The organism is Amycolatopsis alkalitolerans (assembly GCF_006152065.1).
Classification (GTDB): Bacteria; Actinomycetota; Actinomycetes; order Mycobacteriales; family Pseudonocardiaceae; genus Amycolatopsis_E; species Amycolatopsis_E alkalitolerans.
Window position 1 is genome coordinate 1 of the sequence record NZ_VDFW01000044.1, and the last position, 24,556, is coordinate 24,556.

Here is a 24,556-nt window from a genome sequence, read left to right on the forward strand (position 1 = left end):
CAACTACACAACCACCATCACCGTCCAGATCCTTGACGGTTGACGACCTACCAAGACCACTAACTACGCGGCATTGCCACTAACCGCCCTCCCCTCCCCGCGCCCCCGAGATCTACGTTCGATGCGTGAGTCCGACACTCACGATGCCCGGCCCGCGGACGCCCAAAGGACTTCACGCACACGAAAGCCCAACTCACCGTCGTGAACGTCGAACTCACCGTCCCCAACGTCGAACTCGGTGGGGGCTGTGCGGAGTCAGGACAACAGGGCCGTGCGGGTTCTTGGGAAGCCGGAGGTTCCGCTGTCACTGGGTCGCACGGCCAGGACCTGGTTCACGCCGATTGAGCCGCGCTCGAAGGTCAGCGCCGAAGCGGCCATGTACAGCCGCCACACGCGGGCGCGGCCTTCGCTCGTCAACCGGACCGCGTCGGCCCAGCGGGTCTCCAGGTTCGCGACCCACGCCCGCAATGTCAGCGCGTAATGCTCACGCAGCGCCTCCACGTCCCGCACCTCGAACCCGGCGTCCTCGATCGCGTCGACCATGACGCCCAGCGGCTCCAGTTCACCGTCCGGGAACACATACCGGTTGATGAACGACGTCCGCTCCCCCGTGCGACCCCGCACGCCCGCCTTCCGCGAGATCGCGTGGTTGAGCAGCCGGCCCTCGGGCTTGAGCAGGTCGTACAGCACCTTCGCGTAGGTCGGCAGCATCGACAGCCCGACGTGCTCGGCCATCCCGATACTGGAGATCGCGTCGAACGGGCCGTCGCGCACGTCGCGATAGTCCTGCACGCGGATCTCGACGAGGTCCGAAAGCCCCTCTTCGGCGACCCGCTTGCGCGCGAAATCCGCCTGAGCCTGGGAAAGCGTCACGCCGACCGCATGCGCCCCGTACTGCTTCGCCGCGTGGATCACGAAGGTGCCCCAGCCGCACCCGACGTCGAGCACGCGCTTGCCCTCGTCGAGCCCCAGCTTCCGCGCGACCAGATCGACCTTCGCGATCTGCGCGTCGTCCAGTGACTCGACGCCCTCGCCCCAGACGGCGCACGAGTAGGTCATCGTCGGGCCGAGCACGAGCGCGTAGAAGTCGTTGCCGACGTCGTAGTGGTGACTGATCGCCTCGGCGTCCCGGCGCTTGGAGTGCAGGCGCCCGCCCAGCCGGATCTCCTCCGCGGGCGGTTTCGGCGGCAGCCCGAAGGCGCCGAGCCGCAATCCCGACTTGATCATGTCCCACTTGACCGCGCGGTCCACCTCCAGCGGCCCCGACTGGCTGCCGATCACCCGCTCGAGCTGGGACAGGCTGTCGAAGAAATCGGATTCGACATCGAGGTCGCCGGCGACGAAGCAGCGCGCAAGTCCCAGCTCGTTCGGCGCCCACAGCAGTCGCCGCAACGCACGGCGCCGGTGCAGCGCCAACCGGACCGGTGCGTCCGGCGGACCCGCCGTAGTACCGTCCCAGCAGCGAATCCGGAGCGGGAGTTCGGTCCCAAGCGCCGCACGGACCAGAGCCTGCACGGCGCTCGCGTTGTTCTGCGAGTTAGCCACGTACTTCATTCAAGCACTCATACGGACTTCACACCCATGACCGTAGAGGGCTTTCGCCCGAAATGCCGGGATCGAAGACCGGTGGACTTTCCCACAGCCCCGGCCACGGGAAAGCCCACGGACCTTTGCTACTCGAGGACGAGCAGGAGATCGCCGCCCTCGACCTGCTGCACCGAGTTGATCGCGAGGCGGCCCACCTGCCCGCCCGCCGACGCGGTGATCGCGGCCTCCATCTTCATCGCCTCGATCGTGGCCACCGTCGCACCCGCCTCGACCCGATCGCCCTCGGACACCGACAGCGTGACCACCCCGGCGAACGGCGCCGCGACGTGCTTCGGGTTGGCCTTGTCGGCCTTCTCCGCGGCGGGCAGGTCGGCGGCCACCGAACGGTCGCGCACCTGGATCGGCCGCAGCTGACCGTTCAGGCTGGACATCACCGTGCGCAGGCCACGCTCGTCGGCCTCGCCGATCGCCTCCAGTTCGATGAGCAGGCGCACCCCGGGCTCGAGGTCGACCTGGTACTCCTCGCCGGGGCGAAGGCCGTAGAAGAAGTCCTTGCTCGGCAGCACGCTCGTGTCACCGTAGGCCTCGCGGTGCGCCTCGAACTCCTTCGTCGGCCCCGGGAACAGCAGGCGATTGAGCGTGCGCCGCCGGTCGTTCGCCAGGCCCTCGCGATCCTCGGCGGACAGTTCGGCCACCGGCTTGGGCTGCGCGCGGCCTTCGAGCGCCTTGGTGCGGAACGGTTCCGGCCAGCCGCCGGGCGGGTCGCCCAGCTCACCGCGCAAGAAGCCGATCACGGAGTCGGGGATGTCGAACTTGTTCGGCTCCGATTCGAACTTCTCCGGCGCAACCCCGGCACCGACGAGGTGCAGCGCAAGGTCACCGACCACTTTGGACGAAGGCGTGACCTTGACCAGATGCCCGAGGATCCGGTCCGCCGCGGCGTACATCGCCTCGATGTCCTCGAACCTGTCGCCCAGCCCGAGCGCCCGCGCCTGCGTGCGCAGATTGGACAGCTGGCCGCCGGGGATCTCGTGGTCGTACACGCGTCCCGTCGGCGAAGCCAGCCCCGCCTCGAACGGCGCGTAGATCTTGCGCACGATCTCCCAGTACGGCTCCAGGTTCCCGATCGCGCGCAGGGACAATCCCGTCGGCCGCTCGGAATGGTCGGTCGCGGCGACGATCGCCGACAGCGAGGGCTGCGAAGTCGTGCCCGCCATCGACGCGACCGCGCCGTCCACCGCGTCCGCGCCGGCGTTGATCGCGGCCAGGTACGTGCCCAGCTGACCACCCGCCGTGTCGTGCGTGTGGATGTGCACCGGCAGGTCGAACTCCCTGCGCAGCGCGGAAACCAGCTTCGCCGCCGCGGGCGCGCGCAGCAGGCCGGCCATGTCCTTGATCGCCAGCACGTGCGCGCCCGCGCCGACGATCTGCTCGGCCAGCTTGAGGTAGTAGTCCAATGTGTACAGCTTCTCGGCCGGGTCGGACAGGTCCGAGGTGTAGCACAGCGCCACCTCCGCGACCGCCGTCCCGGTCTCGCGTACCGCCTCGATCGCCGGGCGCATCTGCTCGACGTCGTTGAGCGCGTCGAAGATCCGGAAGATGTCGATCCCGGTGTTCGTGGCCTCCTCGACGAACGCCGCGGTCACCTCGGTCGGGTAGGGCGTGTAGCCGACCGTGTTCCGGCCCCGCAACAGCATCTGCAGGCAGATGTTCGGCACCGCGGCACGCAGCCGGGCGAGCCGCTCCCACGGATTCTCGGCGAGGAACCGCAGTGCGACGTCGTAGGTCGCGCCGCCCCAGCATTCCAGCGACAGCAGTTGCGGCACCGTGTGCGCGACCACCGGGGCGATCGCCAGCAGGTCCTTCGTGCGCACGCGCGTGGCCAGCAGTGACTGGTGCGCGTCGCGGAAGGTCGTGTCGGTGACACCCACCGTCGCCGATTCCCGGATCCAGCGCGCGAAACCCTCCGGGCCGAGCTCGGTCAGCTTCTGCTTCGATCCGGCCCGCGGTTCCCCGGCCGGCATCTCGGGCAGCTTGGCCGCCGGATCGATCGACCGGGGCCGCTCGCCGTTCGGGCGGTTCACCGTGACATCGGCGAGGTAGGTCAGCAGCCTCGTCCCGCGGTCAGCGGAGTGCCGCGCGGTGAGCAGGTGCGGGCGCTCCTCGATGAACGACGTGGTCACCCGGCCGGCGCGGAAGTCCTCGTCGTCGAGAACCGCTTGCAGGAACGGGATGTTCGTCGCCACCCCGCGGATCCGGAACTCCGCCACGGCACGCCGGGCGCGCCCGACCGCGGTCTCGAAGTCGCGGCCGCGGCAGGTCAGCTTCACGAGCATCGAGTCGAAATGCGCGCTGATCTCCGTGCCCGCGAAGGCCGTTCCGCCGTCGAGCCGGATTCCGGAGCCGCCAGGCGAGCGGTACGCGCTGATCATTCCGGTGTCCGGGCGGAACCCGTTGGCCGGATCCTCCGTCGTGATCCGGCACTGCAGCGCGGCGCCGCGCAGGTAGATCTTCTCCTGGGACAGCCCGAGGTCCTCGAGCGTCTCGCCCGCCGCGATCCGCATCTGCGACTGCACCAGGTCGACGTCGGTGACCTCCTCGGTCACCGTGTGCTCGACCTGGATCCGCGGGTTCATCTCGATGAACACGTGGTTGCCCTGTTCGTCGAGCAGGAACTCCACGGTGCCCGCGTTGCGGTAGCCGATCTCGCGAGCGAACTTGACCGCGTCTTCGCAGATCCTGTCCCGCAATGTGGGCGGGAGGTTCGGCGCGGGGGCGAGTTCGATGACCTTCTGGTGCCGCCGCTGGACCGAGCAGTCGCGCTCGAACAGGTGGATGACGTTTCCGGCGCCGTCGGCCAGGATCTGCACCTCGATATGCCGTGGATCCACCACGGCCTTCTCCAGGAACACCGTCGCGTCACCGAAGGCCGACTCGGCCTCGCGGGCGGCCGCTTCGATCGACTCGCGCAGGTGCGCCGGGTCGTCCACGCGGCGCATCCCGCGCCCGCCACCACCGGCGACCGCCTTGACGAACACCGGGAAACCGATCTCCTCCGCCGCCCCGACGAGCTCGTCCACCTGAGCCGACGGCTGCGACGAGGCCAGCACCGGGACCCCGGCCGCACGCGCGGCGGCGACGGCACGGGCCTTGTTACCGGTCAGTTCCAGGATCTGCGCGCTGGGGCCGATGAACGTGATCCCGGCCTGCTCGCAGGCCAGCGCGAGATCCGGGTTCTCCGACAGGAATCCGTACCCGGGGTAGATCGCGTCGGCCCCGGCTTTCCGTGCCGCGCCGACGATCTCCTCGACCGACAGGTAGGCGCGCACCGGATGACCCGGTACGCCGATCTCGTACGCTTCGTCGGCCTTGAGCCGGTGCAACGAGTTGCGGTCTTCGTAGGGGAACACGGCGACCGTTCCCGCGCCCAGCTCATAGCCGGCGCGGAACGCGCGAATGGCGATCTCACCACGGTTGGCGACGAGTACCTTCCGGAACATGCCCGGTCCTTCCTGAAAGTGCGGATCGGCTGCTCGCTGACGTTACCTTGCCGATCCCGCACAACGGGAGTTCAGTCCCGGGTACTGGACATCATCCGTCCTCTCGCCAGGTCAGCTTGACCTTGAAATGGCCGTCCACACCGGTCTTGGCGATCACCGCACCGGCTTGGGCGTTGAGCCGCACCCCGAACTCGAGCTGCACCTCGTCGGGCCCGGCCGGCAGCTGCCGGAACTGCCGCAGCGCCTCGCCGGCGGCGTCCTTCACCCTGGCCAGCGCCGCCCCGAAGGAGGACACGCCGGCTTCGATGACGTCTCCCGCCCGCGACGCCTGCACTAGGCCGGGCTCCTGCTCGTCCACCTCCACCAGCACCTGCCCGCCGTCGTCGAGCGGGAAACTCATCAACTCCGCCACTGCTCCTCCTCCACCGGCTCGATCTCGTAGGCCACATCACTGGCGCAGCGGAACCCGGTCCTCGCGTTGGCGAAATCGATTTCGCCCTCGATCTGCTGGCTCACCAGGCCGTAGATCGCGACCGGGTCGGTCCAGCCGCCGCCACGCAGGCCACGGAAACCGGGCTGGTTCCCCGAGGCCACCCACTCGAACACGTTCCCGGCGAGGTCGGCCACGCCGAACGGCGAAACCCCCGAAGACTCGCCCGCCGAGTAGTGGTCGACCGGACTGGTCGACAGGTGACCCTGCTGCTGACCGTGGTTGCAGCGCGCGCCGTCCCAGACCGAACCCCACGGGTACATCCGGTCGTCCTCACTGCCGCGAGCCGCCTTCTCCCACTCCGACGGCCGCACCAGCCGCTTTCCCGACCACAGCGCGTAGCACAACGCGTCCCGCCAGGTGACGAAGACGACGGGGTGATCGGGCCACTGCTGCCGCGCGGTCTCCAGGCCCTGCGGCATCGGATAGTTCGTGTCGGCGGCGAACCGGGCGAACTCGGCCGTGGTCACCGGGGCGTAGTCGATGTCGAACGCGGGGCAGAAGACCCGCTTCTGCGGCCGGTCCGGCGGGGCGAGCTGCCTGATCAGTTCCGGCGACGGCGCCATGCCCGCCGCGATCAGCGCCAGCCGCGCCTGCGCCTCGGTGAGCCCGATGACGAACGTTCCGCCAGGCACCCGGACCATGCCCTCGCGGGGCGGGCCGGCCACCCGCCGGAACAGGCCCTGCTCGCAGACCGGGCACCGCGCGGCGCCCGGAAGGGCGATGTACCCGCATCCCGCGCAGAACGGTTCTTCCAGTTCGCGGGCCGCGAGATCCTCGAGGAGATCGAGCGAGCCGAGCACCTTGGCGGCCGACGCCGCGTCAGGGCGGTCCGCCGGCTCGGCGGCCAGCATCGCCAGCACCGTCTCGACCAGCTCGTCCGGCGCCTTCGGATGGCGCTCGGCGAGCGTGCGCCGGAGCTTCGCCACGTCGAGCGGCTTGCGCGGGTAGTCGCCGGTGAGGCACTGGTACAGCAGCACACCGACGGCGTAGACGTCGTCCGCCGGATCTTCCAGCGCCGGATCGACCACCCGCTGCGGGGACAGGTAGTCCTCGACGCCGAAGGTGAGCCCCGCCCGGTCGCTCGCCCTCGCCAGGCCCCAGTCGATCACCCGCACCTCGTTGCCCCGGGTGAGCAGGATGTTGTTGGGCTTGAGATCCCGGTGGCAGATCCCGCGCTCGTGCGCGCCCTTGAGCGCGGTGGTCACCTGCCCGCACACCCGCACCGACTGGCTCATCGACTGCGCGCCCGTCCGCAGCACGTTCGCCAGGCTCGGACCGTCCACATAGTCCAGGAACAGCACCGGCCCGAGCTCGTCGAGCCGGCGCAGGGCAAGCTGCGCGACCGCGACGTACCGCGTGTCCTTCAGACGGTTCACCGCTATCCGGCATTCCGCGAAGAAGATCTCCAGCACCTCGGGCCCGACCCTGGCCAGCAGCTCGTCGGAGATCCGCTTGATCGCCTTCCGCTGGCCTTCGTCGTCGACGAGGATGCCCACCTCGGAGAACCCGCCGCGGCGGACCTCGACCACCTCTTCACCGATCGACAACCGCATTCCCGGTTGCAGTCCCATTGAGACACTCCCTTCAGCGGTAGTAGCGGTTGCGGCGGAACCGGTGGATCAGGCCGGGATTGCCCTGGCTCGGGGGCGCGCCGAACACGATGGTCAGGAACGTGACGAAGACCAGGAAGTAGCCGAACCACGTGATGAGCCGCCACAGCCAGGTCAGCACGGTGTCCCAGAAGGACGGTGGCGCCGGGTCGACGGTCAGCCGCACCTGCTGGGTCACCGCGGCACCCGCGCTGTCGGTCACCCGGACCGTGAACGTGCTGTCCCCCGCCGAACCGGGGCTGCCGACGAGCGCGCCCTGCCGGGTCAGCGAAACCCCGTCCGGCAGCTTGCCGCCCGCCATGGCCCAGGTGTACGGCGGGACCCCGGATCCGGCCTGGAAGTCGTACCGGTACGGGACTCCGCTCTGCCCGGAGGGCAGCAGCACAGTCTGGTGGGCGAGTTCGAGGTCACGGCGCACCTCGGTGACCGCGCCGACCGGCCGCACCGAGAACAGCAGTTGCTGGGCCGCGACCCGGCCCTGCCCGTCGCGCACCTGGACGGTCACCGGTTCGCTCCCCTGCCCGGACGGCACACCGGTGACCACACCGTCCGGATGGAGGGCGAGCCCGGCAGGCAGGTGGCCGCCGGTCACCTGCCACGAAAACGCGCCGTCGCCACCGGAGGCGGCGAGCGTGAGCTGGTAGGTCTGCCGGGTCAACGCGGTCGGCACGGTGGTGGTGGCCACCCGTGGCGCGACCTCACGGTGCCCTGAGCCCGCGAGCGCGCCGGAAAGCCCCAGCAGCACGGCGAGAAAGGTCAGGGTGGCGATGATGATCAGGAGCAGATCGACGAACCGCAGCTCGACCGGGACGTCCGCACCGGCGTGCCCCGGCCTGCCGAATCCGCGTGCTCCGGCGATGCCGAGCATGCTCAGGCCTCCCGCCGGTGGTACCCGTCGAGCGCGGACGGCGTGCTGGGCGCCGGCCGCAGCACGATCTCGCGGTCCATCCGCGAGCCGATCTCCCCGACCTGGCGCTCGATGGCCGTGGTCAGGTCCACCAGCCGGCCGAGTTCGGAGACCTGCGCCAGCGCGCCGAGCCGTTCCCCGGACTCGGCGATCGCCTTGCGCCACTGCGAAACCTCACCCGCGACCTGGCTCAGCTGCTCCTGCACGCCGCCGGTCATCCCCTGGACACCGGCCGCGACGGCGCGCAGGTTCTCGTTGAGCCGCTGGAGTTCCGGTATGTCCATAGTGGATTGCCCGCCAGCGGGGTAACCGTTCTGCGCGAACCCCCGCAGCTCGATGGTGTCCGAGTCCAGCAGCATCCGTTGTTCGCGGGCGTGCACGAGGGACAGCAGCACATGGCAGACCACGCTGCTGGCGAGCGCGAACAGGGTCACGCCGAACGCGTCGCCGAGCGGCGGGATGACGTCGCGCACGAGCACGTCACGCAGGTCCGCGTACCCATTGGTGCTCGCGACCGCGGTGCCGAGCCCGCCGACGGCGCTGGACATTTCCGTTGCGGTACCGAGGAAACCAAGCGCGGGCAGCGACCACACGAGCGCGCGGACCGGCCCGTAGGGCGTCTCCGCCTTCGCCGCGTCGACGCCGGAATGACTGGCCAGCAGGAAACCGGCGACGTCGGCGCTCAGACCGGGATGGAGTTCCCGCGAACGAGCGGCGCGCGCCGCGATGACCCGCCGTTCGGCCGTCATCGACTGGCCGGCGATCGCGAACAGGGCCCACAGTACGACGGCCAGGACCGCCAGCGCGAGCGAGCCGGCCGCGCCACCGCGCCCGACGAGCTGCCCGACGACCGGGAAGATCGAGGTCAGCCCGGTGACGGCCAGCAGTGCCGTCACCGCCACCCCGAGTACGGCGGCGTACCAGAAGGTGCGTCCAGGTTTCGGCATGTGCTTGAGTCCTTTCCTTGCCTGGAAAGATCCGGTGCGCGCCGATTAGATACACCCGGACGGGGAGGGTTCCCCTACTCGCGAGTTAGCCGGTAAATGTCACTCGTTCGGCCCAGGGGCGGGCACGCTGTGCAGTTCGTCGACATATTCGAGCTCCCACAAGCGTTGCCGGTGATCCGCGGTCAGCCCGGCCCGGACGCAGATGACGTCACCGGGCCGCAGGCGGGTGGTTTCGGAAAGCGTTTCCAGCTCGCCGCCGACGCGCAGCAGGGTCCCGTTCCGCGAGCCGAGATCGCGCACCGTCCAGCGCCCCGACTCCGGATCCCGTTCCAGCGCACAGTGGTTGCGGCTGATCCACCGCTCGTCCGCCGAGCCGAGCGGGATGTCGGGCAGCCGCCCAGGGCCGGGCCTGCCGACCGTCAGCGTCGCGTGCACCACGCACTCGCCGGAGAGCGGGACGATCGACACCGTCCCGGATGGACCCCGCACCCGCAGGTACTCGGTCACCCGCGGATCCGGCAGGTCCGGGACGCAGCCCCGGAGCGTCGCACCGGCGATGCCGAACCCCGTGCGGACACCGGCCGTGGTGTCGGCGATCGCGACGATCCCGATGACCGCCCGCAGCCGGGTGTCCCAGACCGGCGCGCCGCTGAACCCCCGTTGCAGCGCGAGACCCCGGTCGCTCGCCGCCTCCAGTTGCAGGCCGTGCCCGGCCTGACCGACGACCCGGCCCTCCGTCCACACGCCGTCCGGATGTCCGGCGGGGTAACCGAAACAGCGGAACTCGTGCCCGGCGCTCGCGAGCCCGTCACACAGCGGCGGCGCGCTGAACGGCAGTGCCCCGGCCGGTTTCACCACGGCTAGGTCCTCGCCGCGCGGCCGCCAGCTCACGAGCTCGGCTTCGACGCTCAAACCGGGACGGGCCAGCGGGAACTCCACCCGGAACGCGCGGCCGGGTTCGTCGCGCGCGAGCACATGGGCGCAGGTGAGCACGTGCCCGCCGGCGCGGGTACCGGCGCCGAGGAGCCGGCCGTCCGTCGTCGTGATCCGCACCTGCGCCGAGTCCACCATTCCGGCCAGTATCTCAGGCCGGACGAGATGGTCCCCTGGTCAGTCCGTCCCGGGCGGTGTGTCCAGCGTGTACAGGAGGCGGTTCGGGGTGCCGTCCGGTACGCCCGTCAGCGCGTTCGTCGTCGCGTCGCCGACGAGCGCCTGCGAAACCTGGGCCGGGTTCGCGTCCGGATGCTGGGCGCGGTAGAGCGCGGCGGCGCCCGCGACGAAGGCGGCGGCCATCGAGGCACCGGAGGCGGAGCCGTTGGCGGTCGGAACGTCCACGCCGGGCGCGAAAAGGTCCACGCCGGCCCCGAAGTTCGACTTGGGCGCGATCGCGTCGTGGATATCCGTGGCGCCGACGGTGAGCACGTCGGGCACCCGCGCCGGCGAGACGGTACTGACGTCCGCGGCGGACCAGCCGGCGGGTACGGCCACCGGCATCACCGCGGCGAGTGCCTTCACCGCGTTGTCGAGCTGGACGTTGCCGGGTCCGCCGATGCCGAGTACGGCGACGGCCGGCTGTTTCGCGTTCTGGGTGACCCAGCCGATCCCGGCGATGATGTTCACCAGGTTCCCGTTCCCGCCGTCGTCGAGCACCTTGACCGGCACGATGTGCACCTTCTTGGCCACACCGAAGTCCCGGCCGCCGAGGATGCTCGCCAAGTGCGTGCCGTCGCCGTTGCCGTCGCTCGTGTCCGTGGTGCCGTCGACGAAGTTCTGTCCCGGTTCGACCCGGCCCTCGAACTCCGGCTGCTTCGCGTCCACCCCGGTGTCGATGACGTACGCGGTGACCGTGTCCGCGGTGGTGTCGTAGTGATACGAGTGATCGGCGGCGAGGCCGCGCTGGTCGACGCGGTCGAGGCCCCAGCTCGGCGGGTTCTCCTGGGCGGCGGGATCCGCCAGCGCCGGAACGGCCGCGGTCATGGCCGCGGCGGTGAGCAGTATCGAGATCGCGGTGCGTGCCGGAAAGTTGATCACACAGGCAGGGTCGCCCCGTCACTCGTACCGGGCAACCGCAGTGCCACTATCGAGTTCAGGACTTCTCCAGGTATTCGACCCGATCGTCGTCGACCACGGAGGACACCAGCCGCGCGAGCCCCGGATGGGCCGCCAGCGACGGATCGTCCGCCACGATCTCCTGCGCGCGCGACCGCGCCTCGGCGATCGTGTCCTCGTCCCGCAGCAAGGAAAGCAGCTTGAGGCTGGAGCGTTTGCCGGACTGCGCCGCGCCCAGGATGTCGCCTTCGCGGCGCAGTTCGAGGTCCAACCGCGACAGTTCGAAACCGTCCGTTGTGGACTCGACGGCCGCGAGCCGTTCCCGGGTGGACGTACCGTCGATCGCTTCGGTGACCAGCAGGCACAGGCCCGGCACGTCGCCGCGCCCGACGCGGCCGCGCAACTGGTGCAGCTGGCTGACGCCGAACCGGTCCGCGTCCATGATCACCATCGCGGTCGCGTTCGGCACGTTCACGCCGACTTCGATCACCGTCGTCGCGACGAGCACGTCGAGCTTGCCCGCGGCGAAGGCCCGCATCACGGCGTCCTTCTCGTCCGCCGCCAGCCGCCCGTGCAGGACGCCGACGCCGAGGCCTTCGAGTGGCCCGGCTTCGAGTTCGGCCGCGACGTCCAGCACGGCCAGCGGGGGCCGCTTGTCGCTCTTGTCGGACGGCGGTTCGTCGCCGATCCGCGGGCACACCACATACGCCTGGTGCCCCTTCTCGGCCTCCTCGCGCACCCGCTGCCACACCCTGTCCAGCCAGGCGGGCTTCTCCGCGACCGGCACGACCGTCGTGGAGATCGGCGAACGGCCGACCGGCATGACACGCAGCGCCGAGGTTTCGAGATCGCCGTAGACGGTCATCGCGACCGTGCGCGGGATCGGCGTCGCCGTCATCACCAGCACGTGCGGGCTCGTGCCGTCCGCGCCGCGGGTGCGCAGCGCGTCGCGCTGCTCGACGCCGAAGCGGTGCTGTTCGTCCACCACGACGAACCCGAGATCCGCGAACGACACCGTGTCCTGGATCAGCGCGTGGGTGCCGACGACGATGCCCGCCGCGCCGCTCGCGGCGTCCAGCAAGGCCTGCTTGCGTTCCTTTGCCGAGAGCGAGCCGGTCAGCAACGTCACCCTCGTCGCGTCCTCGGCCGCGCCAAGCTCCCCTGCCTGCCCCAGCTCACCGAGCATCTCGCGCAGGGAGCGCGCGTGCTGCGCGGCGAGGACCTCGGTCGGCGCGAGCATCGCGGCCTGCCGCCCGGCATCGACCACCTGCAGCATCGCGCGCAGCGCCACGACGGTCTTGCCGCTGCCGACTTCGCCCTGCAGCAGCCGGTTCATCGGATGCTCGCCGGAGAGGTCGGTGGCGATGTGTTCGCCGACCACGCGCTGCCCGCTGGTGAGATCGAAGGGCAGGCGTCTGTCGAACGATTCGAGGATCCCGCCCTGCTTGGGCGGGCATGCTGGCGCGGGGCGGGACACGGTGGAGAACCGGCGCTGCGCGAAGATCAGCTGGATCGCCATCGCCTCGTCCCATTTGAGCCGGCGCTCGGCCGTCTCGCGGGCGGCGTGGTCCTTGGGACGGTGGATGTTGTGCAGCGCGTCGAACAGATCGATGAACCCGTTGCGGCGCAACAGCTCCTGCGGCATCGGGTCCGGTTCGCGTTCGAGCGTGTCCAGCACCTGGCGCACGCAGCGCGCGATCGACCAGGACGGGACGCCCTGCGCGGCCGGGTACACCGGGATGATCGCACCGAGGAAATCGTCCATTGTTGAGTCGTCGGAGGAATCGAGCATCTGGTACTCGGGGTTCGCGAGCTGCAGCTTGTTGCGGAACGCGGTGACCTTGCCCGCGAACAGCCCGGTCTTGCCGAGCCGCAGCTCCCGCTCGCGCTGGTGGGCGTTGCCGAAGAAGGCGCACTCCAGCCTGCGATGCCCGTCGGTGATCGTCATCTCGAGGATCCAGCCGGGCTTGTTGCGCATCCGGCGCTTGTTGACCTTCTCGATCCGCGCCAGCACCGTCGCGTGCTCACCGATCTCCAGGCCCGCGATGTCGGTCAGCTCGCCGCGCTCGGCGTAGCGGCGCGGGTAGTGGCGCAGGAGGTCCCCGACGGTGTGGATGTCGAGCGCCTCACCCAGCGCCGTGGCCGTCTTGCGGCCCAGCAGTGAGGTCAGCTTGTCGCTCAGGACTGTCATTTCCTACTCCACGCCGATCAAGAGCACGGCCTCGGTCTGGCCCCCGGGGTAGCTCACGAACTCCACCTCCGGCCGTTCCTCGCGCAGCCGGTCGGCCAGCTCCCGCGCCACCCCCTCGGGCGCCGCGGCGCCGGTCAGCACCGTGACCAGCTCGCCGCCGACGGCCAGCATGCGCCGGAGCACGGTCAGCGCCGCGGTCACCAGGTTCCGCTCCGACAACGGCTCCACCAGCACGACCTCGCCGTCGACGAACCCGATGAGATCGCCGGCCTGGGCCAGTCCCACCCAGGTTATCGACTCCTCTTCGGCGACCACGAGCTCGCCACGCCGGGTCGCGGCGGCAGCCTCGGCCATGGCCACGACGTCGTCGTTCACGCGGCGTGCCGGATCGTGCACGGCGAGTGCGGCCAGGACCTGGACCGGGGAGGCGCACGGGATCACGACCACCTCGCGGTCGCCGATCATCGCGTGCCCGGCTGCCTCGTCCGCTGCCTCGGTGAGCAGCGGATCCCCGGCAAGGATCGTGATATGCGCCACGGCGCGCTCAGTGACGAGGCCGAGCATCTCCTCGACGCTGGGCTTCGTGCCCTGCGGCACCGCGAGGACCGCGACACCCTCCTCGCTGAGCAGCCCCGCGAAGTCGTCGCCGCGAACGAGAGCGACGACGGTGCGATCCGGCCCTGTCGGCGGCTCCAGCGGGGTGGGCGTGACCAGCGGCTCCACCCGGATCCGCCGGGGGCGGCCCAGCGCGAGCCCGGCCTCGATGGCGGCACCGATGTCAGCACAGTGCACGTGGACGGCGTACCCGCCGGCGCCGTCGCCCGCGACCGTGACGCTGTCGCCCAGCCCGCTCAGCGCCCGGCGGAAGCCCGGCAGATCCGGTTCGGTGACGTCTTCCAGCAGATACATGACCTCCCACGCGTACGGCGCGGGCGCGGCCGTCGAGGCGTGCGTGTGCGCTTCGCAGGAGTGGACCAGTTCGGTCGCCGTACCTGTGACGACACCGGCGAGAGCGTCGAGGACCGCGACGAGCCCGCGCCCGCCAGCGTCCACGACACCCGCGCTGGCGAGGACCGGCAACTGCTGCGGTGTCTGCTCGAGCGCGGCCGAAGCGGCCTTCGCGGCTGTCGAGACCACGTCCTCCAGCGAGCCGCCCGTCGCCGCCTTCGCCGCGGCGTGCAGGACGGTGAGCATCGTGCCCGCGACCGGCCTCGACACGGCTTCGGTGGCGACACGGTCCGCGTGCACGAGGGCCTTGACCAGGTCAGCGCCGTCGAGTTCGGGGGCATGCGCGGCGGACTCGGCGAGACCGCGCAAGACCTGCGAAAGAATGACGCCCGAGTTGCCGCGCGCGCTGCGGACGGCCCCCGTCGCGAGCAGGCCGAGCGCCTGGCCGGCGCCGGTGATGTCGGTGTCGGCGAGCGCGTCGCGGGCGCCGGTCATCGTGTGCAGGAGGTTGGACCCGGTGTCCGCGTCGGCCACGGGGTAGACGTTGATGCCGTTGATCGCGGGCCGCAGCACGTCGAGACTGTGCACGCACGCCGAGGCCCAGGCCACGACCGCCGCCTCGTCCAGCACCCGCACTCGCGGACCTCCTCACCGGGTTTCTGGCAGCGTATCGACCCGCGCGCGGGGTGAGCGCGGACAGTCGTTACTATGGACGAGTTGCCCGGCCCCGCTGGGTGTGATGTGTCTTCCCTGATCGTCAAAGGAGTTCGACGTGGCTGCCGTGTGCGACGTCTGTGGCAAGGGACCGGGCTTCGGCAAGGCGGTCTCGCACTCCCACCGGCGTACCAACCGCCGCTGGAACCCGAACATCCAGACCGTGCACGCCAAGATCGGTCTGTCCCAGCGTAAGCGCCTGAACGTGTGCACCTCGTGCCTCAAGGCAGGCAAGGTCGTCCGCGGCTAGTTCCGTAGCTTTCCCAGGCCCGGGCGGACTCCAGTCCCCCGGGCCTTTTGGTGTCTCCGGGCACCGCCCGAGTGCCGTGAGGGACCCCCTCATGCCCTTATGTGCCGTGAGGGGCCCCCTCACGGCACATCTCCTGGCGCTCAGGAGATGTGCACGCTGGGGCGCGGACGAGCCGCAGCAGCCCGGTAGGCCGCCTTGACCTCGGCGAGCACACCCTCCGGATCACGCTCGAGGCGGGACGGAAGTGTCTGAACCACGGCGATACCGGCTCCGGCGTACCGCGTATTCCGATCGAGAGTTCGCGCGTAGCCATCGTGGAAGTAATGGAATTCCGTTGAGTCGATCTCCCAGGCGAGGGCGACATCGTCCCACCAAGCATCCGGGCAACCGACGTAGCGGCCAGTCTCATTGAAGACATTCACGTTCCAGTGCGTGGGCGGAACGTCCAGCCCTTCGCTCAACACCCGCGAGTGTGCCTCAGCGATCGACCGAAGGCACTCCACCTCGTTCAGGATTCGACGGGGAAGAGCCGTGCCACGTTTTGTTCCGGCATCCAGCTCGGCGAGCAGTACCTGTGGCGTGCATCGTCCTCGTTGGATCGCTTCGATCAGCAGTTTGGTGACCGCATCGGCAACCCGGAGCCGGCGGGCAGCATCAGTAGTGGCACGGACCAGCGGCGCTAACGGCACCCCATCGCGGACAACCGGACGCGGAAGCATCCGCGTGCGCTCGACGACCAGGAATTCGCTGCTCAACCGTTTGTGATCGTGCGGTATCAGCAGGTGAACGCAGTCGAGGCTCGGGATCTCGCTGCGCCGCAGCCCGTGCCGCAAGCATGCGTGAGGTCCGGTGACAATGGCGGACGGGCCGCCGTAGATGAGCGCGGCCGCGATGCGCTGATCATGCGTCGGTTTGCCGTTCTCGAGCAGGATGACTCCGGGTAACAGTCGTTGCCATGGACCGCCAGGAAGGCAGCGGCGCCAGATTGCCTTGCTGTTCATCCCGAGGGACTCGAGCGTGGCGGCTTTGACTACATCTGCGATGTTGGGCTTGGCTGACGCCGGTAACCGGGTTGTCCATTTGTCCCCCATGCGCCCATCGTCGCAATTGCTTCGCGACTTTTCGACCCGCATCTCTCGCGCCTGTGGATAACCCCAGTTATCCACAGGCGCCGTGAGGGACCCCCTCATTCCTTTATGTGCCGTGAGGGGGTCCCTCACGGCACATAAAGGAAGTGTGCCTACGGCAGCTTCCAGTCGATGGGCTGCCCGCCCTGCTTTGCCAGCAGCTCATTCGCGCGGCTGAAGGGGCGTGAGCCGAAGAAGCCGTTGTGCGCCGACATCGGGCTCGGGTGCACCGACTCGATGCACGGCACACCGTTCAGCAGCGGTTTCAGGCTTCGCGCGTTCGAGCCCCACAGGATCGCCACCAGCGGGCCACCGCGCTGCGCCAGCGCCTTGATCGCCTGTTCGGTGATCTCCTCCCAGCCCTTGCCCTTGTGCGAGTTCGGCGCGCCGGGCCGCACGGTGAGCGACCTGTTCAGCAGCAGCACCCCCTGCTCGGTCCACGGCGTCAGGTCCCCATTGGACGGTGCCGGGTACCCGAGGTCGTCGCGGTATTCCTGGAAGATGTTGATCAGACTCTTCGGCAGCGGCCGCACGTCCGGCGCGACCGCGAAGCACAGGCCGATCGGGTGCCCCGGCGTCGGATACGGATCCTGCCCCACGATCAGCACCCGGACGTCGGCGAACGGCTGTTGGAACGCGCGCAGCACGTTCTCGCCCGCCGGGAGATACGTCCGCCCCGCCGCGATCTCGGCGCGCAGGAAGTCGCCCATCGCGCCGATCCGGTCCGCGACCGGCGCCAGCGCCTGCGCCCACCCGGCTTCCACAACCTCCGACAAGGGTTTTCCGCTCACGGCGGCGACTCTAGCGTCGCCCGCAAGCCTTTGGTGCAACCGGCTGCGACGAACCGTGCCGGGACGGTAACCTCGAAGGTCCAGAACCTACCTGCGGAGGAGGCCGCGCGGCGGTCCCGGGCGCGTCCGACGAGCAGATCAACCGGGCGCTGGACCTGTTCATCCGGCGGCTCTCCCAGCCGCCGGAATGGCGCGCGAAGCGCTCCTGATCGGTACCAGCACGTACGCCGATCCGGCGGTGAACTGTTCAGCACCGCGTCCGACACCCGCCTCGACGATCTCGACGAAACCGCCCTCTCGGCCACCCGGCTCAACCGGTGGATGCGGGCCTGCCGGTCCCGGCGCGTCCTGTTGATCCCCGACTGCTGCTACAGCGGTGAAGCGGAGGGCAATCTCGATCAGCGCATCACCCTCGACGAGCTGTACTACTCACATCCGCGTCGGCGATGACGTGTCGCAGCGCACGGCGGAGCGTTCGGCACACCAGGGCGCTCGCGACCAGCTCGCCGCGTACCAGGGCGCCGACACGCGCAAGGACACCGCCGTGCACGAGGACGGCCTCCCGCGGCCCGGCTACTGGACCCAGGACAACTCGGACAGCACCGTCCGGCTCCTGTGCGGCAATGTCGTTGCCAGCCTGGAGATGCAAGGCGTGAGCGCCGATCGGAACGCCCTCGTCCAGATCACCGAGAAAGCGGTTTCCGACCTGACCGAACAGGTCCCGGGACTCTGCTGACTAGCGGTCCAGCCTGCGCAATTCGGCACGGAACAACTCGGCCCGCCTGACGTAGGACTCCACCACGCCCTGGATCTGCTCCGGCCCGAAAGACGTGTTCGGCCGTGTCTTCGCCGGCACGCCCAACGCGATATGCCCCGAGGGCACCTGCGACCGGTACGACAGCACCGCGCCCGCCCCGACCATCGCCCCGTCCTCGATCACCGTGCCGTTCAGCACCACCGAACCCGACGCGATGAGGCAGCCCGTGCCGATCTTCGCGCCCTCGACGTGCACCGCGTGCCCGATCGCCGACGACGGCCCCAGGATCGTCGGCTCCTTCGCGGTGCAGTGCACGACGCACCCGTCCTGGATGTTCGACCGCTCCCCCAGTTCGATGTACCCGTGGTCACCGCGCAGCACGGTCTGCGGCCACACCGACGCGTGCGCGGCGATCCGCACGTCACCGATCACCGTCGCGTCGGGGTGCACATAGGCGTCCGGATGGATCCGGGGCACACGATCTCCAAGCGCGTAAATCGCCACGAAGGCTCCAATCGCCGTCGATTCGCTTCGCCCGCGATTGGATCACGCGAGGAGTTCCTTGCCGTAGTACCGGCTCAATGTTTCGTGGCGGTAGTGGCCGAAGCCACGGATCCCCACGTATCCGGACGACTCGTACAGGGCCAGCGCTTCGGGCTGCTTCATCCCCGTCTCGAGCACAGCCCGCCGGTGCCCCGCTTCGCGTGCCGTCCGTTCCAGCTCGGCCAGCACGGCTCGCGCGAACCCCTTGCCCCGCGCGGATTCCACGACGTACATCCGCTTGATCTCGGCATCGCCCGGCCTCGGCGTCTCGTGGGCCCGCCAGCCGCCGCACGCGACCGGAACGCCGTCGAGGTATCCGACGAGGAAGATCCCTTGCGGCAGCGCGAACTCCGCCGGATCGACAGGCGTCTCGTCCGGTCCGCCGTAGCGGGTCACGTACTCGCGCTGGACGCCGTCGATCAGCTTGACGGCATCGGGATGGTCGAAGGGGGTTACGCGGAGATCCACGCGTCGAACGTTACTGCGGTCGGCGCCAGTGCTCCCAACCGGTTTCCCCGGCGTATGGCTTGCCGTCGACGGTCAGCCCGGAGTCCGGCATGGTCACGGCCCCGATCCGCCGCCACCCCTCGGGCAGGTCGGCGAACGGCGGGAAGGCGGCCGCGAGCGCGTGATCCTCGCCGCCGGTCAGAACCCAGTGCAGCGGGTCCGCGCCCAGCGCGGTGCCGACGTCGACGAGTCGCCGGCTCACCTCGAGCAGGTCGGTGCGGACGTCGATGCCGACCTCCGACTGCTCGGCGATATGCCCGAGGTCGGCGAGCAGCCCGTCGGACACGTCGATCATCGCCGTCGCGCCGGCCACCGCCGCGGCGGGACCGGCGGCATAGTCCGGTTCCGGGTAGCGCTGGGCGTTGGCGACCGTGACCGGCGAGCGGAACCCGCGATGCAGCACGGCGAGCCCGGCCGCGGCCCAGCCCAGTCGCCCGTGGACCGCGACGATGTCCCCGGGGCGCGCGCCCGAACGCGTGACCGGCGGGCGCCCGCGCAGATCACCCAGAGCAGTGATACTCAACACCAGCTGATCGGCTTGCACGACGTCGCCGCCGACGAGGCCCGCCCCCGCCCCGGAGGCCTCCGCCCACATCCCCTCGGTGATGCGTTTGACGAGGCCGGCGTCGGTTTCGGCGGGGCAGGCCAGCCCGACGAGCACTGAGGTGGGGAACGCGCCCATCGCCGCGATATCGGCGAGGTTGACCGCGACGGCCTTGCGCCCGACCTGTTCCGGAGTGGACCAGTCGAGGCGGAAGTGCACACCCTCGACCAGCACGTCCGTACTCGCCACGACCCGCCCGTCGGCCGCCTCGACCACCGCGGCGTCGTCGCCGGGGCCGAGCAGGGTGGTCGGGGGCTGTCTTCGGTTCTCCGTCACGGCACGGATAAGGCCGAACTCACCCAGCTCGGCTACAGTGCCGCCCTTCGGCACTTTCTGTGACGACACTCGCCCGCTCCATCCCTCGTAAGTCGGAACATCGGATCACCTATCGTCTCCCCGTTGGGGTAGGTTCTTCCCACGTTCCTACCTTGAGTCCAGCGCAGAAGACGAAGGGGCGCGCCGTGGTCCACGCATACATCCTCATCCAGACCGAAGTCGGCAAGGCCGCGGCGGTCGCGGCGGAGATCGCGCGCATTACGGGGGTCACCACCTCCGAGGATGTGACGGGCCCGTACGACGTGATCGTCCGCGCCGAAGCCGAAACCGTCGACCAGCTCGGGCAGCTCGTCGTCGCGAAGGTCCAGGGCGTCGAGGGCATCACGCGTACGCTCACGTGCCCGGTGGTACACCTCTGACGTGCCCGAACAGCAGACCGGCGCCCCGCCCCGGCGCCTGATCATCATCGCCGCGGTCATCGCCGTCGCCTTCGCGGTCGCGGTCGCCGTCCTCAGCCTCGTCAACCGCACGAAGCCCGAACAGGACAACGGCCCGCTCGCGCTCGCCGCGGTGCCCGCGCCCCAGGCGGGCTCGGCGGAATGCGCCGCGCTGGTCCCGGCGCTCCCGGCGCAGCTCATTTCGAACGGCGCCACCCTGAACCGCCGCGAGATCGCCGAACCCGCCCCGCCGGCGACCGTCGCGTGGGGCGCACCCGACGCGATCGTGTTGCGCTGCGGTCTGGACCGCCCAACGGAGCTGACGCCGACTTCGCAGCTGCGGGTCGTCTCGGGCGTGCAATGGCTCCCGGTCGAAGGCCAGGGTTCGTCGACGTGGTACCTGGTCGACCGGAACGTCTACGCCGGGCTGACCGTGCCCGATTCCGCCGGCACCGGCCCTTTGCAGATGGTCTCGGACACCGTCGCGAAGACGCTGAAGCCGGTGCCCCTGCGCTTCTAACGCCGAGATCTACATTCGCGGCCTACCGCAGGCCGGTACCCCGCGCGATCGCCGTCTCGATCAAGGTAGTGAGCAGGGTCCGGAAGTCCATACCCGTCACGGCCCACATCTTCGGATAGGCCGAGGTCATGGTGAAGCCGGGCATCGTGTTGACCTCGTTCACCGTGAGCTCGCCGTTCGCGCCGACGAAGAAGTCCACCCTGGCCAGGCCCTGGCAGTCGAGTGCGCGGAAGGCCCGGACGGCGTGCGCGCGCAGCCGCTCGGTCACGGCGTCGTCGAGCTTCGCGGGGATGTCCAGCTCGGCGTCCTCACCGATGTACTTGGTTTCGAAGTCGTACCAGGCGTCCTCGGCGAGGACCCTGATCTCCGCGGGCAGCGAGGCCTCGACCCGGCCGTCGGGGAACTCCAGCACGCCGCATTCGATCTCGCGGCCGACGACCGCCGCCTCGATGAGGACCTTCGGATCGGTCTGCCGCGCCAGCGCGATCGCGTCGTCGAGCCGGGACCAGTCGGTGACCTTGCTGATGCCGATCGAGGAGCCCGCGCGCGCCGGTTTGACGAACACCGGCAGGCCCAGCCGCTCGCGATCCGCTTCTTCCAAAGTGGACTGATCGCGGCGCAGCGCGGCGTACTTCCCGACCGGAAGTCCTTCCGCGGCAAGGAGTTTCTTGGCGTACTCCTTGTCCATCGCCGCCGCGCTGGCGAACACACCCGCACCGACGTAGGGGATTCCCGCGAGCTCAAGCAGTCCCTGGATGGTCCCGTCCTCACCGAACGCGCCATGCAGCACCGGGAACACGACATCGACCTGGCCGAGTGCCGCCGCCCCCGAATCGAGCGTGACAAGCTCGCGTCGCGTCGGGTCACCCGCCAGTACGAGCGCCTGGCCGGACTCGACGCTCGGCAGCTGTTTGCCGTGGATCTCGAGCTTGCGGGGGTCGGAGGTGCCCAGCACCCAGCCGCCTTCCGGGGTGATACCGATCGGCACGATCTCGAACCGGTCCGGATCCAGGTTCGCCAGCACGCTCCCGGCCGAGACGCAGGAGATGGTGTGCTCGGTGCTGCGGCCGCCGAACACCACGGCAACCCGCGCTTTCCCGGTACTCATGGGACGTCACCCTACCGGGCGCTTGCCGTCGAACGCTCAGCGCAGTAATTCGACCAGCGAGCCGAGCGAGTCGCGCAGGGCGGCCCGCGAACAGCCCGCGTAACCGATCGCCGCGCCGAAGGCGGTGGGCGTGCCCGCGAAATGCCTGGCGAGCCCGTCGAGCCGGATACCGCGACGCTCCGCCGCCCGCAGCCGTTCGCGCTCAGCCTCGGCCGAGAGGAACGGAACCACCAGGTGCGCACCGGCGTCGTCGCCGAGCACCGGGACGCCGGAAGCACGCAAGGCGGCGACCAGCAGCATGCGCCGCTCGGACAGTTCGCGCCGTAGTTTTCGCAGGTGGCGGCCCAGGTCGCCGTGACGGGCCAACTCGATCAGCACCCGCTGCCCGGCCGGCGAAGGGCGCGTTCCGGTGCGGTCGCGGTAGGCCAGGACCGCCGAGGTGACCGCGGGCGGCGCGACCATCCAGCCCGCACCGAGCGTCGGGGTGAGGATCTTGCTCGTGGTGCCCAGATGCGCGACCACGTCCGGCGCGAGCGCGGCCAGCAGCGGCAGCGGTGCGACGTCGAACCGCAGCTCGCCGTCGTAGTCATCCTCGATCACCAGCATGTTCTGCGCCCGCGCCCGCTCGACGAGATCGACCCGGCGCGCCGCGCTCATCCGGCTGCCCATCGGGTACTGGTGTGCCGGCGAGCAGTAGACCGCCCGCGCGCCGGCCGGGATCGCGTCCGGGCGCAGGCCTTCGGAGTCCACGGGCACACCGGCGACCCGCACGCGAGCGGACCGCAACGCCTGCACCGCCCGCTGGTAACCCGGCTCTTCGACCGCCACGAGATCCCCGGGAGAGAAGACGGCACCGGCCAGTTCGACGACCGCCGTCGTCGTGCCGCCGGTCGCGAGCACGAAGTCCGTCCCGACGGCGAGCCCGCGGTGGCGCAACAGGTGTTCGGCGATCGCGTTGCGATAGTCCGGGAGCCCGGCGCGATGCGCACGGGACAGCGGAGGCGCGTCGGCGGCGGCCCGCCAGGCCCGCCGCCACGCCGCCCTGTCGAGGCCGGCGGCCCACGGCGTGCCCGGCGTCAGATCGAGAATTCCGTCGGGTTCGCGCTGCTCGCCGGGTATCGTCCGGTCAACGGGCCGATCGCTCGGCGGCGAGGTGGTCACATACGTGCCCGAACCGTGCCGCCCGGCGATCCAGCCCTCGGCGTGCAACTGCTCGTACGCGGCGGAGGTCACCGTCCGGCTGACGCCGAGCCGCTCGGCTAGCGCGCGCGTCGAGGGCAGCCGGTCGCCGCCGCGCAGGTGCCCGCTCGAAGCCGACTCGCGCAAGGCGTCCGCGAGCTGCACCGCGAGCGGCACCGCGGACTCGCGATCGAGGGCCACGGGCAGGGCGGTACCGGAATGCGTCACGAGAAGTGGACCTTTCAAATGTGCCGATGGTGGCTATTCTACGATGCCACCTTGGCCGCGCACGCTGAAGGCATGACGCTCTCGCCCACGCCCCGCAGCACCCTGACCCGGAAGAGGGACCGGGCGGCCACCGACCGGCAGGCGCTGTACGACCTGCTCGACGAAGCGCTCATCTGCCATCTCGGGCTCGTGCTGAACGGATCCCCCGTGGTCCTGCCCACCGGATACGGCCGCGACGGCGAAACGCTCTACCTGCACGGTTCGACGGGGGCGGGCAACCTGCGCGCCGCGGCGACCGGGATCGACGTCTGCGTCACGGTGACCCTGCTGGACGGGATCGTCTACGCGCGCTCGCTCAACAATCATTCGATGAACTACCGCAGCGCCGTCGTGCACGGGCGCGCGAAACTCGTCGACGATCCTGAAGAGAAGATGCGCGCGCTCGAGGTCGTCACCGAACACCTCGCGCCCGGCTCATGGGAGCACGCTCGCGCGGTGAACGCGAAGGAGTTCGCGTCCGTCGCGGTGCTCTCGCTGGACCTCGCCGAGGCGTCGGTGAAGGCGCGCGCGGGCGGGCCGGGCGAGGAGCCGGAAGACCTGTCCGCGGACGAGATCTGGGCGGGTGTGGTACCGGTCCAGACCACTTTCGGCGCGCCGGTACCGGCGGACTACACGCGCGTGCCCGTTCCGGAGCACGTCAATCGCGGACGGGACCGCTGACCGGGTCGAGGTGGTACGGCCACATCGCGCGGCCGCCGGCACGGTAGACGTGGACGCTGATCGCCGGATCCGGCCCCTCGTTGCGGACCTGGTGCACGTAACCCGGCCCGAACACGCGCGACTGGCCGGTGGCCAGCGCGTGCACTTCGGTCACGGCGCGGCCGTCGGGGGCACGCCGGGCGACGGTTTCGGTGAGCCGGCCGCTGACGATCGTGAACGCGCCGGTGGACTGCGCGTGATCGTGCAGGTCGGTCTGCTGGCCCGGGAGCCAGCCCATCAGCCACACCTCTTCGTCCGCGTCGCCCGCGATCCGGGCGGCGAACCGCTCGTCGGGGTCGTAGCGGAGCAGGCCGTGCCAGCGTTCGCGGTCGGCCGCGTACTCGAGGGCGACGCGCACGGGGTGGCGCAGGACGGCGGGGTTTTCGGCAAGCGCGACGGTGTTGTCCGGAACGGCGAACATGCTGCTGGGTGTCCTTGAAGGAGAGGGAAACGGGTCGCTGGGCGGGTCAGCGACAAGGACACGGCGCGACGCGGGCGTGACACGGGAACGCGCGCACCGGAAGACCGGTTGGGTGCGGAACACCGCAATAGCCCTGCGCGAA

General features: G+C 70.1%; 23 protein-coding genes. 5 read left to right on the forward strand and 18 right to left on the reverse strand.

The genetic code is table 11. From position 1 onward, the window contains the following. Window positions 1–255: 255 nt before the first annotated feature. From FG385_RS31015 to FG385_RS31060, 10 genes are all read right to left on the reverse strand, one after another. The gene (locus FG385_RS31015; protein ID WP_139100362.1) at window positions 256–1,554 is read right to left on the reverse strand and encodes an SAM-dependent methyltransferase; all 1,299 of its coding nucleotides are present in this window, start codon (window positions 1,552–1,554) and stop codon (window positions 256–258) included. Window positions 1,555–1,673: 119 nt separating this feature from the next. After that, a complete protein-coding gene (locus tag FG385_RS31020) occupies window positions 1,674–5,048 on the reverse strand; it encodes a pyruvate carboxylase (RefSeq protein ID WP_139100363.1) in 3,375 nt (1,124 codons plus the stop codon). 91 nt (window positions 5,049–5,139) lie between these two features. Continuing rightward, a complete protein-coding gene (locus tag FG385_RS31025) occupies window positions 5,140–5,460 on the reverse strand; it encodes a CU044_2847 family protein (RefSeq protein WP_139100364.1) in 321 nt (106 codons plus the stop codon). After that, entirely contained in the window at window positions 5,448–7,112 is a 1,665-nt protein-coding gene (locus tag FG385_RS31030; RefSeq protein ID WP_139100365.1) for a bifunctional serine/threonine-protein kinase/formylglycine-generating enzyme family protein, read from the reverse strand. Before FG385_RS31030 ends, FG385_RS31025 begins: the two co-directional genes overlap by 13 nt. Window positions 7,113–7,125: 13 nt before the next feature. Then, window positions 7,126–8,019, reverse strand: a complete 894-nt coding sequence (locus FG385_RS31035) for an Ig domain-containing protein (RefSeq protein WP_139100366.1) — start codon at window positions 8,017–8,019, stop codon at window positions 7,126–7,128. 2 nt (window positions 8,020–8,021) lie between these two features. Further along, a complete protein-coding gene (locus FG385_RS31040; RefSeq protein ID WP_139100367.1) occupies window positions 8,022–9,005 on the reverse strand; it encodes a hypothetical protein in 984 nt (327 codons plus the stop codon). A 99-nt stretch (window positions 9,006–9,104) separates the two neighbouring features. Beyond that, window positions 9,105–10,076: a trypsin-like peptidase domain-containing protein gene (locus tag FG385_RS31045; RefSeq protein WP_139100368.1), complete on the reverse strand. Its 972-nt coding sequence runs from the start codon at window positions 10,074–10,076 to the stop codon at window positions 9,105–9,107. A 39-nt stretch (window positions 10,077–10,115) separates the two neighbouring features. Next, on the reverse strand, window positions 10,116–10,982 hold the full coding sequence (locus FG385_RS31050; protein ID WP_139100394.1) for a S8 family peptidase: 867 nt from the start codon (window positions 10,980–10,982) through the stop codon (window positions 10,116–10,118). Window positions 10,983–11,091: 109 nt separating this feature from the next. Then, window positions 11,092–13,245, reverse strand: a complete 2,154-nt coding sequence (gene recG / locus FG385_RS31055; RefSeq protein ID WP_139100369.1) for an ATP-dependent DNA helicase RecG — start codon at window positions 13,243–13,245, stop codon at window positions 11,092–11,094. Between the two features lie 3 nt (window positions 13,246–13,248). Next, window positions 13,249–14,829 (reverse strand): DAK2 domain-containing protein, encoded by a 1,581-nt coding sequence (locus FG385_RS31060; protein WP_139100370.1) that lies wholly within the window; start codon window positions 14,827–14,829, stop codon window positions 13,249–13,251. Window positions 14,830–14,965: 136 nt separating this feature from the next. On the opposite strand from FG385_RS31060, the gene rpmB reads away from it, so the two are divergent. After that, entirely contained in the window at window positions 14,966–15,157 is a 192-nt protein-coding gene (gene rpmB, locus FG385_RS31065; protein ID WP_139100371.1) for a 50S ribosomal protein L28, read from the forward strand. Window positions 15,158–15,297: 140 nt separating this feature from the next. On the opposite strand, the gene FG385_RS31070 is transcribed toward rpmB, so the two are convergent. Beyond that, window positions 15,298–16,248: a hypothetical protein gene (locus FG385_RS31070; protein WP_200834745.1), complete on the reverse strand. Its 951-nt coding sequence runs from the start codon at window positions 16,246–16,248 to the stop codon at window positions 15,298–15,300. A gap of 149 nt (window positions 16,249–16,397) precedes the next feature. Next, window positions 16,398–17,060, reverse strand: a complete 663-nt coding sequence (locus FG385_RS31075; protein ID WP_456061887.1) for a uracil-DNA glycosylase — start codon at window positions 17,058–17,060, stop codon at window positions 16,398–16,400. Window positions 17,061–17,526: 466 nt separating this feature from the next. Between FG385_RS31075 and FG385_RS31080 the strand changes: the two genes are divergently transcribed. Continuing rightward, window positions 17,527–17,811 carry a hypothetical protein gene (locus tag FG385_RS31080; protein WP_139100373.1) on the forward strand — a complete coding sequence of 95 codons (285 nt, stop codon included), beginning with the start codon at window positions 17,527–17,529 and terminating at the stop codon, window positions 17,809–17,811. Here the strand turns inward: FG385_RS31080 and FG385_RS31085 are convergent, their stop codons facing one another. From FG385_RS31085 to FG385_RS31095, 3 genes are read right to left on the reverse strand one after another with little or no spacing between them, the layout of a single operon-like run. Then, on the reverse strand, window positions 17,812–18,336 hold the full coding sequence (locus FG385_RS31085) for a gamma carbonic anhydrase family protein (RefSeq protein ID WP_139100374.1): 525 nt from the start codon (window positions 18,334–18,336) through the stop codon (window positions 17,812–17,814). Window positions 18,337–18,378: 42 nt separating this feature from the next. Then, entirely contained in the window at window positions 18,379–18,843 is a 465-nt protein-coding gene (locus FG385_RS31090; protein ID WP_139100375.1) for a GNAT family N-acetyltransferase, read from the reverse strand. 10 nt (window positions 18,844–18,853) lie between these two features. Beyond that, entirely contained in the window at window positions 18,854–19,831 is a 978-nt protein-coding gene (locus tag FG385_RS31095; protein WP_235022902.1) for a thiamine-phosphate kinase, read from the reverse strand. Between the two features lie 116 nt (window positions 19,832–19,947). On the opposite strand from FG385_RS31095, the gene FG385_RS31100 reads away from it, so the two are divergent. Continuing rightward, window positions 19,948–20,181, forward strand: coding sequence for an Lrp/AsnC ligand binding domain-containing protein (locus tag FG385_RS31100; RefSeq protein ID WP_139100397.1), 234 nt, complete (start codon window positions 19,948–19,950; stop codon window positions 20,179–20,181). 1 nt (window position 20,182) lies between these two features. Then, the gene (locus FG385_RS31105; RefSeq protein WP_139100376.1) at window positions 20,183–20,719 is read left to right on the forward strand and encodes a DUF3515 domain-containing protein; all 537 of its coding nucleotides are present in this window, start codon (window positions 20,183–20,185) and stop codon (window positions 20,717–20,719) included. A gap of 22 nt (window positions 20,720–20,741) precedes the next feature. Here the strand turns inward: FG385_RS31105 and FG385_RS31110 are convergent, their stop codons facing one another. Both FG385_RS31110 and pdxR read right to left on the reverse strand, forming a co-directional pair. Beyond that, window positions 20,742–21,827, reverse strand: a complete 1,086-nt coding sequence (locus FG385_RS31110; protein WP_139100377.1) for a D-alanine--D-alanine ligase family protein — start codon at window positions 21,825–21,827, stop codon at window positions 20,742–20,744. A gap of 36 nt (window positions 21,828–21,863) precedes the next feature. Continuing rightward, entirely contained in the window at window positions 21,864–23,234 is a 1,371-nt protein-coding gene (gene pdxR / locus FG385_RS31115) for a MocR-like pyridoxine biosynthesis transcription factor PdxR (RefSeq protein ID WP_139100378.1), read from the reverse strand. A 72-nt stretch (window positions 23,235–23,306) separates the two neighbouring features. Between pdxR and FG385_RS31120 the strand changes: the two genes are divergently transcribed. Beyond that, on the forward strand, window positions 23,307–23,954 hold the full coding sequence (locus FG385_RS31120) for a pyridoxamine 5'-phosphate oxidase family protein (protein WP_139100379.1): 648 nt from the start codon (window positions 23,307–23,309) through the stop codon (window positions 23,952–23,954). Here FG385_RS31120 and FG385_RS31125 read toward each other — a convergent pair. Continuing rightward, window positions 23,932–24,414, reverse strand: coding sequence for a cysteine dioxygenase (locus FG385_RS31125; RefSeq protein ID WP_139100380.1), 483 nt, complete (start codon window positions 24,412–24,414; stop codon window positions 23,932–23,934). The genes FG385_RS31120 and FG385_RS31125 overlap by 23 nt on opposite strands. Between the last annotated feature and the right edge of the window lie 142 nt (window positions 24,415–24,556).

Coding starts and splice junctions, on each gene's coding strand:
- FG385_RS31015 (WP_139100362.1), bottom strand. CDS start 1,554: ATGAAGTACGTGGCTAACTCGCAGAACAACGCGAGCGCCGTGCAGGCT.
- FG385_RS31020 (WP_139100363.1), bottom strand. CDS start 5,048: ATGTTCCGGAAGGTACTCGTCGCCAACCGTGGTGAGATCGCCATTCGC.
- FG385_RS31030 (WP_139100365.1), bottom strand. CDS start 7,112: ATGGGACTGCAACCGGGAATGCGGTTGTCGATCGGTGAAGAGGTGGTC.
- FG385_RS31035 (WP_139100366.1), bottom strand. CDS start 8,019: ATGCTCGGCATCGCCGGAGCACGCGGATTCGGCAGGCCGGGGCACGCC.
- FG385_RS31040 (WP_139100367.1), bottom strand. CDS start 9,005: ATGCCGAAACCTGGACGCACCTTCTGGTACGCCGCCGTACTCGGGGTG.
- FG385_RS31045 (WP_139100368.1), bottom strand. CDS start 10,076: ATGGTGGACTCGGCGCAGGTGCGGATCACGACGACGGACGGCCGGCTC.
- FG385_RS31050 (WP_139100394.1), bottom strand. CDS start 10,982: ATGACCGCGGCCGTTCCGGCGCTGGCGGATCCCGCCGCCCAGGAGAAC.
- recG (WP_139100369.1), bottom strand. CDS start 13,245: ATGACAGTCCTGAGCGACAAGCTGACCTCACTGCTGGGCCGCAAGACG.
- FG385_RS31070 (WP_200834745.1), bottom strand. CDS start 16,248: ATGGGGGACAAATGGACAACCCGGTTACCGGCGTCAGCCAAGCCCAAC.
- FG385_RS31110 (WP_139100377.1), bottom strand. CDS start 21,827: ATGAGTACCGGGAAAGCGCGGGTTGCCGTGGTGTTCGGCGGCCGCAGC.
- FG385_RS31120 (WP_139100379.1), top strand. CDS start 23,307: ATGACGCTCTCGCCCACGCCCCGCAGCACCCTGACCCGGAAGAGGGAC.
- FG385_RS31125 (WP_139100380.1), bottom strand. CDS start 24,414: ATGTTCGCCGTTCCGGACAACACCGTCGCGCTTGCCGAAAACCCCGCC.